The organism is Nostoc sp. ATCC 53789, assembly GCF_009873495.1.
Lineage (GTDB): Bacteria > Cyanobacteriota > Cyanobacteriia > Cyanobacteriales > Nostocaceae > Nostoc > Nostoc muscorum_A.
In genome coordinates this window covers 2,859,997-2,875,801 of sequence record NZ_CP046703.1, presented here as the reverse complement: position 1 = coordinate 2,875,801, position 15,805 = coordinate 2,859,997, and the positions used below count along the sequence as shown (strand labels likewise).

The 15,805-nt window shown below is 41.2% G+C and carries 13 protein-coding genes, 1 tRNA gene and 2 pseudogenes; 7 read left to right on the top strand and 9 right to left on the bottom strand.

Annotated features, from left to right (window positions below):
- Positions 1–21 precede the first annotated feature (21 nt).
- The 3 genes from pdhA to GJB62_RS11760 all read left to right on the top strand — a co-directional run bounded on the left by pdhA (position 22) and on the right by GJB62_RS11760 (position 2,159).
- Positions 22–1,056, top strand: a complete 1,035-nt coding sequence (gene pdhA / locus GJB62_RS11770; protein WP_114080372.1) for a pyruvate dehydrogenase (acetyl-transferring) E1 component subunit alpha — start codon at positions 22–24, stop codon at positions 1,054–1,056.
- Between the two features lie 100 nt (positions 1,057–1,156).
- Complete coding sequence (locus tag GJB62_RS11765; protein ID WP_114080371.1) at positions 1,157–2,026, top strand: aldose epimerase; 870 nt, start codon at positions 1,157–1,159, stop codon at positions 2,024–2,026.
- Between the two features lie 61 nt (positions 2,027–2,087).
- Positions 2,088–2,159, top strand: a tRNA-Lys gene (locus GJB62_RS11760).
- A gap of 307 nt (positions 2,160–2,466) precedes the next feature.
- On the opposite strand, the gene GJB62_RS11755 is transcribed toward GJB62_RS11760, so the two are convergent.
- Entirely contained in the window at positions 2,467–3,402 is a 936-nt protein-coding gene (locus GJB62_RS11755) for an SDR family NAD(P)-dependent oxidoreductase (protein WP_114080370.1), read from the bottom strand.
- 58 nt (positions 3,403–3,460) lie between these two features.
- Positions 3,461–4,033: a TetR/AcrR family transcriptional regulator gene (locus GJB62_RS11750; RefSeq protein ID WP_114080369.1), complete on the bottom strand. Its 573-nt coding sequence runs from the start codon at positions 4,031–4,033 to the stop codon at positions 3,461–3,463.
- A 571-nt stretch (positions 4,034–4,604) separates the two neighbouring features.
- Between GJB62_RS11750 and fba the strand changes: the two genes are divergently transcribed.
- Entirely contained in the window at positions 4,605–5,684 is a 1,080-nt protein-coding gene (gene fba, locus GJB62_RS11745) for a class II fructose-bisphosphate aldolase (RefSeq protein ID WP_100898838.1), read from the top strand.
- 292 nt (positions 5,685–5,976) lie between these two features.
- Here fba and GJB62_RS11740 read toward each other — a convergent pair whose 3' ends face one another.
- Positions 5,977–6,789 (bottom strand): carbon-nitrogen hydrolase family protein, encoded by an 813-nt coding sequence (locus GJB62_RS11740; RefSeq protein WP_114080368.1) that lies wholly within the window; start codon positions 6,787–6,789, stop codon positions 5,977–5,979.
- 303 nt (positions 6,790–7,092) lie between these two features.
- Between GJB62_RS11740 and GJB62_RS11735 the strand changes: the two are divergent.
- From GJB62_RS11735 to GJB62_RS11725, 3 genes and pseudogenes are all read left to right on the top strand, one after another.
- Positions 7,093–8,299 (top strand): annotated as a pseudogene (locus GJB62_RS11735) (ISL3 family transposase).
- Positions 8,300–8,425: 126 nt separating this feature from the next.
- A protein-coding gene (locus GJB62_RS11730; RefSeq protein WP_159402613.1) for an ISAzo13 family transposase occupies positions 8,426–9,648 on the top strand; the annotation gives its coding sequence in 2 pieces (ribosomal slippage) (positions 8,426–8,906 and positions 8,906–9,648; 1,224 coding nt in all).
- 357 nt (positions 9,649–10,005) lie between these two features.
- Positions 10,006–10,600, top strand: a pseudogene (locus tag GJB62_RS11725) (MarC family protein).
- 148 nt (positions 10,601–10,748) lie between these two features.
- On the opposite strand, the gene trxA reads toward GJB62_RS11725, so the two are convergent.
- The 6 genes from trxA to GJB62_RS11695 form a co-directional block, all read right to left on the bottom strand.
- Entirely contained in the window at positions 10,749–11,072 is a 324-nt protein-coding gene (gene trxA / locus GJB62_RS11720; RefSeq protein ID WP_012411836.1) for a thioredoxin, read from the bottom strand.
- A gap of 351 nt (positions 11,073–11,423) precedes the next feature.
- A complete protein-coding gene (locus GJB62_RS11715; RefSeq protein ID WP_114083444.1) occupies positions 11,424–12,587 on the bottom strand; it encodes a GuaB3 family IMP dehydrogenase-related protein in 1,164 nt (387 codons plus the stop codon).
- Positions 12,588–12,924: 337 nt separating this feature from the next.
- Positions 12,925–13,455, bottom strand: coding sequence for a YdcF family protein (locus GJB62_RS11710; RefSeq protein WP_012411838.1), 531 nt, complete (start codon positions 13,453–13,455; stop codon positions 12,925–12,927).
- Positions 13,456–13,897: 442 nt separating this feature from the next.
- The gene (locus GJB62_RS38180; RefSeq protein ID WP_348537529.1) at positions 13,898–14,044 is read right to left on the bottom strand and encodes a type II toxin-antitoxin system HicA family toxin; all 147 of its coding nucleotides are present in this window, start codon (positions 14,042–14,044) and stop codon (positions 13,898–13,900) included.
- A gap of 75 nt (positions 14,045–14,119) precedes the next feature.
- Positions 14,120–14,338, bottom strand: coding sequence for a type II toxin-antitoxin system HicB family antitoxin (locus GJB62_RS11700; protein ID WP_245246143.1), 219 nt, complete (start codon positions 14,336–14,338; stop codon positions 14,120–14,122).
- 120 nt (positions 14,339–14,458) lie between these two features.
- Positions 14,459–15,712 (bottom strand): exonuclease SbcCD subunit D, encoded by a 1,254-nt coding sequence (locus GJB62_RS11695; RefSeq protein WP_114083447.1) that lies wholly within the window; start codon positions 15,710–15,712, stop codon positions 14,459–14,461.
- Between the last annotated feature and the right edge of the window lie 93 nt (positions 15,713–15,805).

Genomic DNA, 15,805 nt, shown 5'->3' with positions numbered 1-15,805 from the left:
CAACAGGGATACTCAAAAATAATGGTTCAAGAGCGTACTTTACCCACATTTAATCCTGCTACTACGCAAATTACTAAAGAAGAAGGGTTATGGTTGTATGAGGATATGGTTTTAGGGCGCTTGTTTGAAGACAAGTGCGCTGAAATGTACTACAGGGGCAAAATGTTTGGTTTTGTCCATTTGTACAACGGTCAAGAAGCTGTTTGTACAGGTGTTGTACAGTCAATGCGACCGGGTGAAGATTACGTTTGTAGTACTTACCGCGACCACGTTCATGCTCTGAGTGCGGGAGTACCAGCAAGAGAGGTAATGGCAGAATTATTTGGCAAAGCCACAGGTTGCAGCAAAGGGCGCGGTGGTTCAATGCACATGTTTTCTGCCGAACATCGTTTGCTGGGTGGCTATGCTTTTGTGGCTGAGGGAATTCCTGTAGCAGCTGGAGCAGCTTTTCAAAGCAAATACCGCCGCGAAGTGCTGGGAGATAAAAATGCTGACCAAGTGACAGCTTGCTTTTTTGGTGACGGTGCAGCTAACAATGGTCAGTTTTTTGAGACGCTAAATATGGCAGCCTTATGGAAACTGCCAATTCTTTTTGTAGTCGAAAATAATAAGTGGGCCATTGGGATGTCTCACGAACGAGCCACTTCTCAGCCAGAGATTTATAAAAAAGCTAGTGCATTTAACATGGTGGGCGTGGAAGTAGATGGCATGGATGTTCTAGCAGTCCGAGCCGTCGCTCAAGAAGCCGTCGCCCGTGCCCGTGCAGGTGAAGGCCCAACATTAATTGAGGCGCTTACCTACCGCTTCCGTGGTCACTCCTTGGCTGACCCAGATGAAATGAGGAGCAAAGCTGAGAAAGAATTTTGGTTTGCCCGTGACCCAATTAAGAAGCTGGCTGCTTATTTGCTGGAGCAAAATCTAGCGAATGAGGCAGAAATCAAAGCTATTGATCGTAAAATTCAGGATGTAATCGACGAGGCAGTTAAATTCGCCGAAAACAGCCCCGAACCAGACCCCAGCGAGTTATATCGTTTCGTGTTTGCAGAAGACGAATAAACAGTGCTGAGTTATGAGTGCTGAGTGCTGAGTACTTTTTATTCTGCTCAGGACTCAGCACTATGTACCCAGTACTACACCTTACTCAGGACTAAAATTTGTGTTTAGCATTGCAGTTCAACAGCAACAGTACAAGACGTACATTCTTTCTGATGAAGCCGCTAGTTCTCAATTGGAAGTCGTACCAGAACGCGGTGGTATCATCACCCGTTGGCGCATTCAAGGGCAAGAAATTTTCTACTTAGACACTGAACGCTTTACTCATCCTGATTTGAGTGTCAGAGGTGGGAACCCAATTTTGTTTCCTATTTGTGGCAATCTCCCAGACAATACCTACATCCACAACGGTCAAAAATATACTCTCAAACAACACGGTTTTGCCCGTGAATTGCCGTGGAAAGCAACAGAACAAGAAACTGGAGATAAAGCTAGTCTCACTGTTGTTCTTGATAGCAATGAGCAAACTAAGGCAGTTTATCCTTTTGATTTTCAACTGGCTTTCACCTACGAACTTCAAGGTAATACCCTAGAAGTCCGCCAGCAGTATAAAAACTTATCATCCACACCAATGCCCTTTTCGGCTGGTTTCCATCCCTACTTTTTATGTGGTGATAAAACTCAGCTAGAGCTGGAAATTCCTTCAAAGCAGTATCAAGACAATCAAACTAAGGAATTTCACTCTTTTGATGGCAATTTTGACTTTAGCCGTGATGAAATTGATTTTGCCTTTGGACAGCTAACGAGTAAATCAGCCACTGCGATAGATCGTAGCCGGAAGTTAAAACTCACCTTGGATTATGATGATTTCTCTACCTGGCTGGTATTTTGGACAGTCAAGGGCAAAGAATTCTACTGTCTAGAACCGTGGAGTGCCACCCGTAACTCTCTCAATACTGGTGATAACCTGACTGTGTTAGCACCAGGAGCTAGCCACACAGCATCTGTAAGGTTGACGGCTAATTTTTTCTAAACCCCTTTACAAATCTACAGATGTATATGCTATGATTGCAAAGTTGCGAAATGCAGCGAAAGGGTCGCTAACTCAACGGTAGAGTACTCGGCTTTTAACCGATTAGTTCCGGGTTCGAATCCCGGGCGACCCATATAAGGGTTTAAGTAACACTCGCCTTTGCTTTTGATATAAAAAGCAGAGGCGAGTTTTATTATTAGGAAATTTGTTAGGACTAACGCAAATAATAGCCGAAACCCTAATTTTAAGTTATGGCAATACCCTGCGGGAAGCCGCTTTGCGTCTACATGAATTGCCCCTACAACGTTTGGTTTGGCGTAAGTCCTGTTTGTGAATCCGATCGCTCTAGAGAACAAAAATTTTCGGATAAGCGATCGCTATCTTAGCCAAGGAAGTGCGATCGCCCATTATAAAATCTGTTAGCAGATGTGTGAATTTGGTCATTTGCCCGCGCTTTGGGGCTTTCTATTAAATTCAAATTTCACATTGGTGAGTTTTTCTGATACTTCCCATAGTTTTTTAGCGATCGCTTGGTCTTTGGATAACTCGTTTGATTCGACTTTTATTGGATAGCCGCGTATCTCCATAAACCCATTGGGGCCGAAATATTCCGCGCCTTTTAAGCCTGCTTCGATTGCCGCCCGCAGAGTTGGTAATGCGCCCATCGTGATGTCTTGAGCAAGGATGCCGTTGAGATATTTCACAACGCCACCCGCAGTTCTCTGCAATTCGGTTGCTGTCCAGCCCGGATGCGAGGCGGTTACAAGTGTGTCGATACCGTTATCTTTTAATTTTCGGTTGAGTTCGTAGGTAAAAAAGATGTTGGCAAGTTTGCTGTCGCCGTAAGCTTTCCATTTGGCATAACTTCTCTTTTCCCAATTCAAATCATCAAAATCTATTTTGCCTATACTATGTGCGCCGCTCGAAACATTGACAATTCGTGAGCCTTCGGTGTCGATCAAACGTTCCAAAAGCTGTCCTGTCAAAGCAAAATGTCCAAGATGATTAGTGCCGAACTGCAATTCAAAACCGTCTGTCGTTTTTGAATATGGCGGAATCATCACACCCGCATTATTAATCAGCAAATCCAGACGCACATAATTTTTCTGAAAGTTTTCAGCAAAATTTTTAACTGATGCTAAATTCGCCAAATCAAGTTCCATCACCTTGACATCGGCATCTTTATTCTGTTGAAGAATTTTTGCCAATGCCTTGTTTCCTTTGTCCAAATTGCGAACCGCAATGATTACAGACGCTTGTTTATTAGCTAAAACCCGCGCCGTCTCATAACCGATGCCACTGCTCGAACCCGTTACAATTGCTACTCTTCCTTTTTGACTCAGAATATTTTCCGCGTTCCATTTTTCATTTTTCATTTTATTTACTCCGGCTTAATTAATCGAACGTTCATTTAATTAACTCTCAAAAAAAGAATTAATTCGTTACTGCATCCCACGCAATTTTATAGGCGGTTTCTAACATTTTTTCATCCAAAATCAAAACACCACTAAAATGCTCTTTTATCAATCCAGTCAGAGGTGCAAAGGTAAAAGCGGTAAAAATTTCCAGAGAAATATCCTTAAAAACTTTCTCCTCTTTACCGCGATTGAACAAATCTAACATTGGCTGGAAATAGCTCGAACTTTCATCTTTGCAAATGCGGTCAACCATCGGGGAATTAGCAAATTGCTCCGTAAAAGCAAATCTGACCGGATTTTTAATTGCATATTGATAATAATTATTCCAGACAATTTTAAAGGCTTTCTCCACCGATAGGTGCTGGTTGACACCTTTCAAAATTTCTGCACTCATTTCCTGCTTCACGAATAAATATATTTTATTGAGAAGATTTTCCTTGTTTTCAAAATAGACATATATTGTCGCGGGCGAAACATTCGCGGTTTTTGCAATTTTCGACATCGAAGTATCAGCAAAACCATTTGCAGTAATCAGTTCGATTGCCGCATCACAGATTGCTTGATTTTTTTTGTCGTCTTTGTGCCTCATAAATTCTATAATAAACGAACATTCGGTTATCGTCTAGTGAATAATTTTGATGATAGCAATACCTGCGGTGGAAACAGACTTGTACTGAGCATCTCGACTTCGCTCGATGGAACCGTAGTCGAAGTACAGCTTCTCTACGGGACGCTACGCGAACGCGGAAGCAAGCTACGCTATATTTAATGTGAGTGTCCCTTGGAGACTCATGTTAATTTATGTAAACTACGCATAGTTTGATCCCAAATGCAATAGTTAGGGAAAAACACCCTGATAGCATTTGTCAGAAGTTAGTGTGTTTAAGTTGAAGCGATCGCTTCGAGATGACTATTTGGGATACTAGGCTACCAGAGCTACTAGCTGTAGGGTAACTAAATCTACAGCGATACAGAGCAACGATGGTTCATAGTACAGGAGTATAGAACATAGTTATAGTAACGATGGCATAAACTTTTTCAACATAGATACACGACACTAGTTATAATTTCCTATAAGTTGAAAAAACTCTTAAGATTTAGCGTAATAAATACGCTTCTCTCAGACCGACTAGCTGACAACCACATTAGGAGGACTATCTATGGCGCTTGTACCACTGCGGCTGCTGTTGGATCACGCAGCTGAAAACGGTTACGGCATCCCAGCTTTCAACGTTAACAATTTGGAGCAGATTCAGGCAATCCTGAAGGCTGCTGTAGAGACAGATAGCCCCGTAATTTTACAAGCTTCACGCGGCGCTCGTAATTATGCTGGCGAAAACTTCCTCCGCCACCTGATTTTGGCAGCGGTAGAAACCTATCCTCACATTCCCATTGTCATGCACCAAGATCATGGGAATGCTCCTGCTACCTGCTACTCAGCAATTAAGAACAACTTCACCAGCGTGATGATGGATGGTTCTTTAGAAGCTGATGCTAAAACTCCTGCTAGCTTCGAGTACAACGTCAATGTTACCCGCGAAGTTGTAAATGTAGCTCATGCTTTGGGTGTCAGCGTTGAAGGTGAACTCGGTTGTTTGGGTTCTCTAGAAACTGGTGCTGGTGAAGCTGAAGATGGTCACGGGTTTGAAGGTACACTCGACCACTCACAACTGCTAACCGACCCCGATGAAGCTGTTGACTTTGTAGAAGCAACCCAAGTAGATGCTTTGGCTGTTGCCATTGGCACAAGCCACGGTGCTTACAAGTTTACCCGCAAGCCGACTGGTGAAATTTTGGCCATCAGCCGCATTGAAGAAATTCACCGCCGTCTGCCTAACACCCACTTGGTAATGCACGGTTCATCCTCTGTACCTGAAGATTTACTTGCACTGATTAACCAGTATGGTGGTGCAATTCCTGAAACCTACGGTGTACCTGTAGAAGAAATCCAAAAAGGTATTAAGAGTGGTGTACGTAAAGTAAACATCGACACCGACAACCGTTTGGCAATCACTGCTGCTGTACGTGAAGCTTTGGCTAAAAAACCAGAGGAGTTTGACCCCCGTCACTTCCTCAAGCCTTCTATTACATACATGCAAAAAGTTTGTGCTGAACGCTATCAACAATTTGGCACAGCTGGCAATGCAAGCAAGATTAAGCAAATTTCTTTGGAAGATTTTGCTGCTAAGTATGCTAAAGGTGAACTCAATGTTGTTACCAAAGCTGCTGCTAAAGTTTAATTCTGACAACCAATAAATAGGTGCATAGTAGTGCTATGCTCCTAAAAAATTGAAGATTTTAATTATTGACATAAACCGGGTATTTACCCGGTTTTTTATTTTGTAGCAGTTCTCTATTGCATGGAATACAGACCTAACCCCCAGCCCCTTCCCTTGCAGGGAAGGGGAGCAAAATTCAAAGCCTCTCTCCTTTTAGGAGAGAGGTTTGGAGAGAGGTCAAAGTATATTGCTTCCATTCGAGAAGCCCTATATTCATTCATAAGGGCGGTATTGCTCTCCGTGTCCCCAGTCCCTAAAACACCCGATGTTGCAAAGAAGGCATTTGACGGCGGACTTGTTCTAACCTAGTTGGCTTGATTTCTGCGATCGCAATTCCCGGTTTTTCCCCAGCATCGGCTAAAATTACACCCCAAGGGTCGATAATAACGGCGTGGCCGTGGGTTAGACGACGACCGTAGTTATTCCCCGTTTGGGCGGGAGCAATGACGTAGGCGGTATTTTCGATGGCTCTGGCTTGTAGTAGTACTTGCCAGTGATCTTTGCCAGTAAAGGCGGTAAAAGCGGCGGGAATAAAGATAACATCGGCTCCCTTCTCTGCCAAATGACGATACAGTTCAGGGAACCGGACATCATAACAAATAGAAAGCCCTAAATTACCGAGTTTTTCTGAGAAATAGACGGGGGGTAATTGCGTACCAGCCACAACAGTGCTGGATTCCCGATAGGTGTTGCCGTCGGGGACATCAACATCGAATAGGTGTACTTTGTAGTAGCGGGCAAGTTCTTGACCGCTTGGATCGATAAGTAGAGTGGTGTTATAAACTTTGCCTGTATTGTCTACAGGAAGTGGAAAGCTGCCGCCCAAGATCGTAACTTGAAAGCGTTGGGCCATTTTTTTGAGAAATTTTTCACTTTCAAGAGCGATCGCATCGCCTTGCGCGAGTTTATCTTTTTCTTCGCCCATATAGGAAAAGTTTTCTGGCAAGCCAACCAATTCAGCGCCTTGACGCACGGCAAGCTCTATTAATTCTTCTGCCTGAGCCAAATTTTTGTGTAGATCGGGCACACTTGTCAATTGAATAGCGGCGGCTAAATAAGACTTCATAGATTCAACAACGAACAGTTGATTTATGGAAGATAGATTATCAAAATATATCGCTACTTCAACATATATGGAACTTAATTAGAAATACTTCAGCCAAGATTTTCGGTTCTTCCGGTGCTTTTATGGTGGTTACTAAATTTTAGTAAATTTTATTAACTACATTTTAATGATATTTATCCTTAAAACATAGACTGTGTAAGCATTGTAGCAGTTTCACGTATACTGAAATAATCCAAATAGCATGATTTATACTATAACACAGTAAAAATTAAGGCTTTCACGCAGTGTGCCGTAGGTATCGCTATGAAATTTACTGTAGAGCAAATCCTGAATCTGCCCGATATGAAAGTATTAGATTTTCAAGAAATTGAAGGGGAAGAAATAATTATAACGATAGAAAAAAGCGTTAACTATTCGACTTGCCCATCTTGTGGGCAAAATACTCAGAGTATACATCAAAATCATTGGCGGATGATTCATGATTTATCTTGGAGTAAAAAGCCAGTACTCTTAAAAATAAATCGTCGCCAGTTCAAATGTCATAAATGTAAAAAAGTCTTTAGTGAGAAATTGGATTTTGTAGATAAAAGTAAAGGATATACAAAAAGATTAGCAACAGACATAGTACAACAAGTATTAAATAGTAATATTCATAGTGTTGCCGAAAGGAATGGATTGAGTGATGAAGAAGTAGAATCAATGTTAAAAAAGCAAGCTTCACAAATATTAAATATTAATCTAAGCCAGGTAAAAAAGTTAGGTATAGATGAAATAGCTTTAGTTAAAGGTCAAGGAAACTACTTAGCAGTATTAGTGGATTTAGATACTCATAAGCCAATTGAAATAGTGCAATCACGACGAATAGAAGATATCCGTGAAGTAATTGCTGGCTGGGGATTTGAAGTACTTAATCATGCTTGTTGAAGTGAGTATTGATCTCTGGTCGCCTTATAAAAGCTTAGTAGAAGATTTAATGCCAAATGCTAACATAACTGCTGACAGTTTTCATGTGATGAAACAAGTAAATGATGAATTAGATCGGATGCGTAAAACTGAGAAGAAAGCAGCAATGTCGTTAGAAGATAAATCCGAAAAATCTCGCCAACTAGAGGCATTAACTAAAAGCAAATATAGTTTAATTAAAAATGAAGATTCTTTAAACGAAAAGCAAAAATCAAAATTAAACTCCGTGTTAGAGGTGTCGCCGACTCTGGCTAAAATGCACGCACTTAAAGAACAATTCCGCCAGATATTTGAAACCACTAAATCTTGGGGAGATAGCATAACACAATTATTAGATTGGATGTATGATGCACGTTCATACTTTCCGAAAAGTCTAGGGACAATGGTGAGATGGTTTGGGGAAATAGTCGGTTATTTTGATGGCAGAACTACCAGTGGTACTGTAGAAGGAATTAATAATAAACTCAAGTTAATTAAAAGACTTGGGTATGGCTTTCGGAATTTTAGCAATTTTCGATTACGCAGTTTAGGGACTTCCAGAAAATAAAATATACAGATAATAAAAATGATAATCATTGTTAGGGGGGTGGGAGAGGCTGCCGTTGGCAGCCTCTCCCACCCCAAGTTGTAGTAAATTGAATGATGATTCGATTTTGGGATGTTTGAGGTGTCAATACAATTAACAGATTCATTGAAAAAGTTATTGAAGGAAACCGCACATCAATTAAAGGGAGCAGCTAAACGTAGGTTCATTGCACAAACAGTTGTGGCATTAGGACACGGAGGAAAGTCTATAGCAGAGCGAGAGTTAGGATGGAACCGTGTAACTATTGGTAAAGGAATTAAAGAATTAAATAGTGGTATCACTTGTGTGGATAATTATCAAGGTAGAGGAAGAAAAAAAGCAGAAGAACACCTACCAACTCTTTTAGAAGATATCAAAAAACTAGTCGATTCTCAAAGTCAAATAGACCCGACTTTTAAAAGTCAAAGACTCTATACCCGACTGGGCGCATCTGTTGTAAGACATCAATTAATTGAAAAATTTGGTTATGCTGAAGAAGAATTACCAACTTCAGAAACAATTCGTGTCAAGTTAAATGATTTAGGGTATCGCCTCAAGAGGGTTGCCAAAATTCAACCTCAAAAAAAATTCCCGAAACTGATGCAATCTTTGAGCAATTAGCTATAGTTCACCAAGAAGCTTCAGATGACCCAACTATTTTACGTTTAAGCTTGGATGCGAAAGCTCGCGTAAATATCGGCTCCTTTGATCGTGGTGGTAGAAATCGAGTACCAACAGAAACTGATGACCACGACTTCAAACCAAAAACAACTGTAGCTCCTTATGGTATCTTTCTTCCAGACCTTGACGAGCTATTTTTGTATTTTACAGAATCCAAAGTAACTAGCGATTTTATCGTTGACATTTTAGGGGATTTTTGGAAATCAGAAAGCTGGCGATTTTCGGAAATAAAAACTTTACTTATTAATCAAGATAATGGAGGAGAAAATAGTTCTCGACGTACTCAGTTTATGAAACGTATAGTTGAATTTGCTCAATCATACAAATTAAATATACGTTTAGCTTATTACCCTCCCTATCACAGTAAATATAATCCAATTGAAAGAACTTGGGCTGTTTTGGAGAATCATTGGAATGGCAGTATTTTAGACGATGTGGAAACTGCATTAAATTTTGCTAAGACTATGACGTGGAATGGTAAAAGTCCAGTTGTTAAGTTAGTTACTCAGACTTACTCTAGCGGAGTCCGTCTAACTAAAAAAGCTATGCAAGAAATTGAAAATAAGATTGAACGTTTGACTAATTTTACCGAAGATAATTTACCAAATTTAGGTAAGTGGTTTATTGATATCTGTTGTGGAGTAACGTAATTTTCAAAAAGTTAAAAGCGCAAAAATAGTCGATAGCAATTCAGCTCACTGCATTTAAGAACTCTCTTTGTGCAGACATTTATCTTGCCTATTTATTGAGGGAGAAAGGGGTTGCCGTTGGCAACCCCTTTCTCCCCCTTAAAATGATTATCATTTTTATTGACTGTATATTTTATTCTCTGGAAGTCCCTTATTAAACTGGCACTTTTCTATTAATTCTCCATAAAAGTAACGGATGAACCAGATTTTCTTTAACAGACTTATTTTATTGCTGATTTTAATCTTCCTCTAGGTTCTGGCAAACTGAGTAAGATTGGCATTAATTTATGATCAAACCCTGATATAAAGTTACCTGCTGTGGATATTTCTATTCTCGTTCAAACATTTATCGCTGTGTTTGTCCTAGCAGATGCTGTGGGCAATATACCAATTGTTTTAGTTTTGACCAAGGGCATGATGCCAGACCAAAGAAATAAAGTTATAGATAAAGCAATTATCGTTGCGATCGCAGTTCTTTTGCTATTTGCCTTTGCAGGGCAAGTAATTTTAAATTATTTGGAAATTAGTATCGGCTCTTTGCGAGTAGCAGGAAGTGTATTGTTGCTGTTAATTGCTTTGCAAATGCTGCGGGGAGAATTAGAATCAGCCAATTATTGAAGAAGGACACGATGTCGTAATTACTCCACTAGCTTTACCACTGCTAGCGGGGTCGGGGACTTTGACAACGGTGATGTTGCTGATCTCGAAATCACAAAGTCCACATATTGCTGTGGCGGTGGGTATCTTAGGGGCAATGTTTATCACTTGGTTGATTTTGCGTTTAACAAATCTGATTGACCAGTGGATTGGTGCAGAAGGTGGAGTGATTGTGACTCAGCTTTTGGGTTTTCTGTTGGCGGCGCTAGCAGTGGAAATTGGTAGTACGGGAATTAGAGAATTATTTTTGAGCTAGAAAACTCTTAAAAATATTCTTAGATTGTATACAAATGTAAACAAGTTTGAAAAACGAGAAATTCGCGCCTCTCAAACTTGTTTGTAAAAATTAACCTAAAGCTACAAAAACATTGATAACTCAAAGGGACTTTGTTACCAATTGAGTTTCAAAGATACTTTTCTAAAGTGGAAGCTAATGTACTTTTAGGTACAGCACCTACCACCATATCTACTTTTTGTCCATCTTTAAAAATCATTAACGTAGGAATACTGCGGATGCCGTACTGACTAGCAACTTGAGGATTTTCATCCGTGTTGACTTTGACGACTTTGATTTGACCTTTGTACTGTTCGGAGATTTCATCGACAACAGGAGCTACCATACGGCATGGTCCGCACCAGGGTGCCCAAAAGTCAACTAAAACGGGTACATCGCTGTCGAGTACTTCTTGCTTGAAACTAGAATCGGTAACTTGTGCGGCTGTTGACATGCCTAAAACCTTCGCCAATAATATCTGAACTTGGTGAAAATTCTACCATAGCAAAAACATCAGCTTGGGAGTCTAAGGATGTACATTTGCAAAGAAGCTCTCGAATTTATTTACAAACATAAGGAACCGCCCGAACAGTAGTCCGGGCGGAGTGTGGTGTGAGGAGTGAACGGAAACATTCGTCTCCGCTATCTCTATTGTAGGCGACATATCGGATTTTTCCAGCAATTGTTTAGGGGGCTGGAAAAATTTATTGAAGAATTGGGATTAGGTGACAGGTGACAGGTGACAGAGAATAATCTGTACCCTATAACCTGTACCCTGTACCCTATAACCTGTACCCTGTACCCTTCACTTACCCATACCTAATTGTTGAGCTTTTTGGTAAACTTTACCCTCGGTTAATAGGGAAGGGGCAATTACAACTTCCACTTGCTGCATTTCTTTAATATTTTTGGCTCCTAAAGTGCCCATGCTCGTCTTTAAGGCTCCTAAAAGATTGTGAGTGCCATCATCTAGTCCGGCTGGGCCAATGAGTATTTGCTCTAGGCTACCAGTGGTGGCAACGCGAATGCGGGTACCACGAGGCAAAACTGGGCTGGGAGTTGCCATACCCCAATGATAACCCCGTCCTGGGGCTTCTGCGGCTCTCGCAAAGGGTGAACCAATCATCACACCATCAGCACCACAGGCGATGCATTTACAAATATCGCCACCGGTGATTAAACCGCCATCAGCAATAATGGGAATATAGTTACCAGTTTCCTTGTAGTAATCATCTCGTGCTGCTGCACAATCTGCGATCGCAGTTGCCTGTGGCACACCCACACCCAACACCCCACGGGATGTACAAGCAGCACCGGGGCCAATTCCCACAAGTACGCCAGCCGCCCCAGCTTTCAACAAATTCAACGTCACGTCGTAAGTCACGCAATTGCCCAATACCACAGGGATGGGCATAGAACGGCAAAATTCTGCTAAATCAAGTGGTATTACAGACTCTGGTGACAGATGTGCAGTAGAGACTACTGTAGCTTGAACAAAAAATAAATCGGCCCCAGCTTTTGCTACCGCCTCACCGTATTTACTTGCACCGGCTGGAGTTGCGCTTACCGCCGCAATGCCACCTTGTTGTTTAATTTCCTGAATACGTTTTTCAATTAATTCCGGCTTTATTGGTTCGGCATAGAGTTCTTGCATCAGGGCAACAAATTCATCTTTCCCTACAGAGGCAATCCGATCTAATATTGGCTCTGGGTCAACATAGCGAGTGTGAATCCCCTCTAAATTGAGGACACCTAATGCTCCCAACTGTGACAAACGTACAGCCATGCGAACATCTACTACACCATCCATAGCACTGGCAATTATCGGAATTTCTCGCTCAATATTGCCAATACGCCACTTAGTATCTGCCAAACTGGGATCTAGTGTTCTGTTACCAGGAACTAGAGCAATTTCATCTATTCCGTAAGCTCTGCGAGCTGTTTTTCCCCGCCCAAGTTGAATTTCCACGCTTTAACTTTTATTCAAATCTGTTTAAGCTAGGGTATCAAATTGTGAGATAAGTTGGGGCGTTTTTTTCCCTGAGCTACACAGATAAATTCCATTTACGCAAGTTACCACTCAAAACTTTGATGGACGCAAAGTATTAACTAAGCAACCAAATGAGCAAAAACAGTTAATTGGTTTTTCTATTGTGTTGTTTGAGGGTTAATGTTGCGCTAGTTTTGCGATCGCTGTGGTTTCATGTGTCTATTATTACTTAGTTGTTATCACGATTATTGGTATTAATGCTCTTAATTTACCTATCTTGAGTTACATCAAGATGATGCAAATTATCACTGATGATTTACCGTTTATTTTTAGCTGCATCCACACCAGTGTAACCAGTTGCTATCCAAAGTATGGCTCTGGCTCCATCGCGGATAGATTTTTCGATAGATTCAGGGGGTTTTTCTGAAGGGACTGGCACTGGTTTTAAATAAATACCTCGACTACCCAAAATAATTTCGCCGATGACACAAGCTCGGCGCATGTGGAAGTCTGAAGTAATCAAATAAACGCTCTTGATACCACGAGCTTGCAAATCATCTACTAACGTAGTAAAATTAGTAACTGTATCTACGGCTTCATAATCCAGGTGTAAACGCTTGGGATCAACACCAGCTTTGGTAAAGACTCGTTGGGTGAATCTAGGTGGACTACCTCCAGTAATCCAAATTGGTATATTTGGATGCTGGCGAACAAATTCGGCCGTAAACTTCTCTCGCTCTAAACGTCTCGTTGAACCACCCAACACTACAACTGCTTGCGGCTGTACAAATTGGTTTTGTACTTCTTTGTATCCCCACCAGATAATTAGTGGTAAGACAAAAGCCATAAAACGAAAAGATTTACCTGTAAAGAGTAGCTTATTCAAGGCTCGATAACTTTTTTTACTAAGTCAAAAATTTCCTCTAGCTAGAAGAAAAACAATAGTTGATAGTAGAGTAGCAAACTCCTCAATAATCTGCCCAAAAATATAAATTTGGGTGACTTTCGTGTTACAGCGCGATTAAGCGGGTTTGAAGTTTTTCCTTTAATTGATGGATTATCCTAGCCTATATGGGAAAATTCATCAAAGGGTTCTAGCACCTTGTAGAAGAACCCCATTTAGTAGTTGACTTTTCATTTTATATAGAAAATCCCTATCCTAAATATTGTAAAGTCAGGCAAGCGCTGGTAGAGTTGGCATTGCCTAGCAAAATATGGTAATGTGTTGTAGAAAATCAGAGTAATGCCCACCTTTACCTGATTTGCCGATCACAAATAGCTATTAATACTTACAACAATTCCCTAAATTCTTCACGAGTTATTTGGCAATCGCGTAATATTTGTGCCAGTAAACCACGACCAATTGTTTCACCTGAATGTACAGGAACTACTGTCCTGCGCCCATCGCTGTGTATTATAATATTGATGACTACCACGTACTCTAGCCAATTCAAAATCGACTTTGCTAAGGGCTGCAATAACTTCCCTTCCTGTGACGCTTGGGAATTGACTCATATCTCAACTGCGACTCGCTGAATACCAATGAAGTCCAGTGAATCTTGCTGTTCTTCCTCAAATTCTAAACAAAGTTCAATCGCTTCTCTAATACGCTCCATCAACTCATCTAAAGTTTTGGCTTGCGTATGACAGCCAGGAAGATTTGGGACGGAAGCAACAAAGTAGCCGTCTGCATCTTGTTCAATAATTACATTAAATTCTCGCTTCATCATGAACTTTCCTGAGATTATATTATATTCTCTCATTATTGAAAGAGCGATCGCCCCTACAGTGAGAAAATATAATCATGCGATCGCTACCCTTAAAACATGAATATGTAATTGGCATCTATCCTACTCGCTAGTTGCTGCTTCTAGCCAGATTTCCACATCATCCGCTAGCAACTTCTGTGCAGCATCCAGCATTGATGTTGCTATGTCTTTGAGGTCTTCGCGGTTGTTCAAGTAAGTTTTCAAGGCTTCCATTGGGTCGATGCTGCTACTTGCACTCAATTCAGGAATCCGGGGTCTGGCTAGTTGACTTACTAATTCTGCTTGAATGGTATAGGTATGAGCCGGACTTAAAGCAGTATGTAGAGAGGAACTGTCAATTAAATCCATCTGTTCGGAGCGGAGTTTATAAATTAGCCGCACTACAGCATCTTGAATATCATACTTAGCGATCGCTTTTATTAACACCGCTTGCGGCTCATCTGCTTTCGAGATATCCACCTCAATGGTGCGGAAAGTTCGAACTGTTAATGGACAAAATTCCCATTCAGCGCTCCCCCGCTCAAGTTCCAGCATTACATAGCCTTTGTCTTCTTTTTCTTCACTAAAATCTACCCGCTCAATACTTCCCGGATAAATCACCGGCGGGTTGTTGGATTTATTGAGGTTCTGGTGGCGGTGGACGTGTCCCAACGCTACATAATCAAAACAAGGTCGCGTCAGCAAAGATAGGGGTAGAGTAAAGCCTTTACCTACTGCCAAAAAGCGTTCTGCGCCCAAGGTAGCATTGTCAGACATCAAATGAGCCAAAAGGATAGTTGGCACATCGGGGTCAAGACGGCGAATTTCCCCTTCTAAAACAACCCGCAGACGTTCCGTTAACAGTTCGTTGACTTCTGCCAAAGACGAACCTTCAGTCTCTTGGCGAGTCATCAGGGTAGAACGAGTCAACCAAGGGAGGGTAATTACTTGCACTTTCCCATTGCGGGTTTCGATGCAGTGAGTAGTTAATGTATCACCAACAACAAATCCTGGCACTCCCAAAGTGCGGTAAATATTTAAACTCGCTCCTCCCTGTCCTTGGGAGTGTTGGTCGTGGTTGCCTACCAACAATACTGTTGGAATATTGGCATCCATAAGACGGCGAAATTGGCTGGCAAAAGCTTGTTGTACATAAGGCGGGGGTGTAGCATCCGGGAAAGCATCACCACCAAATATCACCATATCGACGGCATCTGTCAGCGCTCGGTCAATACATTTAGATAATGTATTGACAAAATCCTCTAATCGTGTATTTAATCCAGTCGCGGGATTAATTCGTCCGTGGGAGAAGCCGCTTCCCATGTGGATGTCGGAAAGGTGGAGAATTTTAATCATACATTTATCTCAAGTATTAACTGGCTATTTGATGTTAAATTGCCCATGCCAATCATAATATCGCCTACGGCATTTTACGTTTCAATAATATGT

Bases quoted from the DNA above. Each gene is read 5' to 3' on its own strand.
- GJB62_RS11755 (WP_114080370.1), bottom strand. From the start codon at position 3,402: ATGAAAAATGAAAAATGGAACGCGGAAAATATTCTGAGTCAAAAAGGA.
- trxA (WP_012411836.1), bottom strand. From the start codon at position 11,072: ATGTCAACAGCCGCACAAGTTACCGATTCTAGTTTCAAGCAAGAAGTA.
- GJB62_RS11740 (WP_114080368.1), bottom strand. From the start codon at position 6,789: ATGAAGTCTTATTTAGCCGCCGCTATTCAATTGACAAGTGTGCCCGAT.
- GJB62_RS11750 (WP_114080369.1), bottom strand. From the start codon at position 4,033: ATGAGGCACAAAGACGACAAAAAAAATCAAGCAATCTGTGATGCGGCA.
- GJB62_RS11700 (WP_245246143.1), bottom strand. From the start codon at position 14,338: ATGATGAAGCGAGAATTTAATGTAATTATTGAACAAGATGCAGACGGC.
- GJB62_RS11710 (WP_012411838.1), bottom strand. From the start codon at position 13,455: ATGGCTTTTGTCTTACCACTAATTATCTGGTGGGGATACAAAGAAGTA.
- GJB62_RS11695 (WP_114083447.1), bottom strand. From the start codon at position 15,712: ATGATTAAAATTCTCCACCTTTCCGACATCCACATGGGAAGCGGCTTC.
- fba (WP_100898838.1), top strand. From the start codon at position 4,605: ATGGCGCTTGTACCACTGCGGCTGCTGTTGGATCACGCAGCTGAAAAC.
- pdhA (WP_114080372.1), top strand. From the start codon at position 22: ATGGTTCAAGAGCGTACTTTACCCACATTTAATCCTGCTACTACGCAA.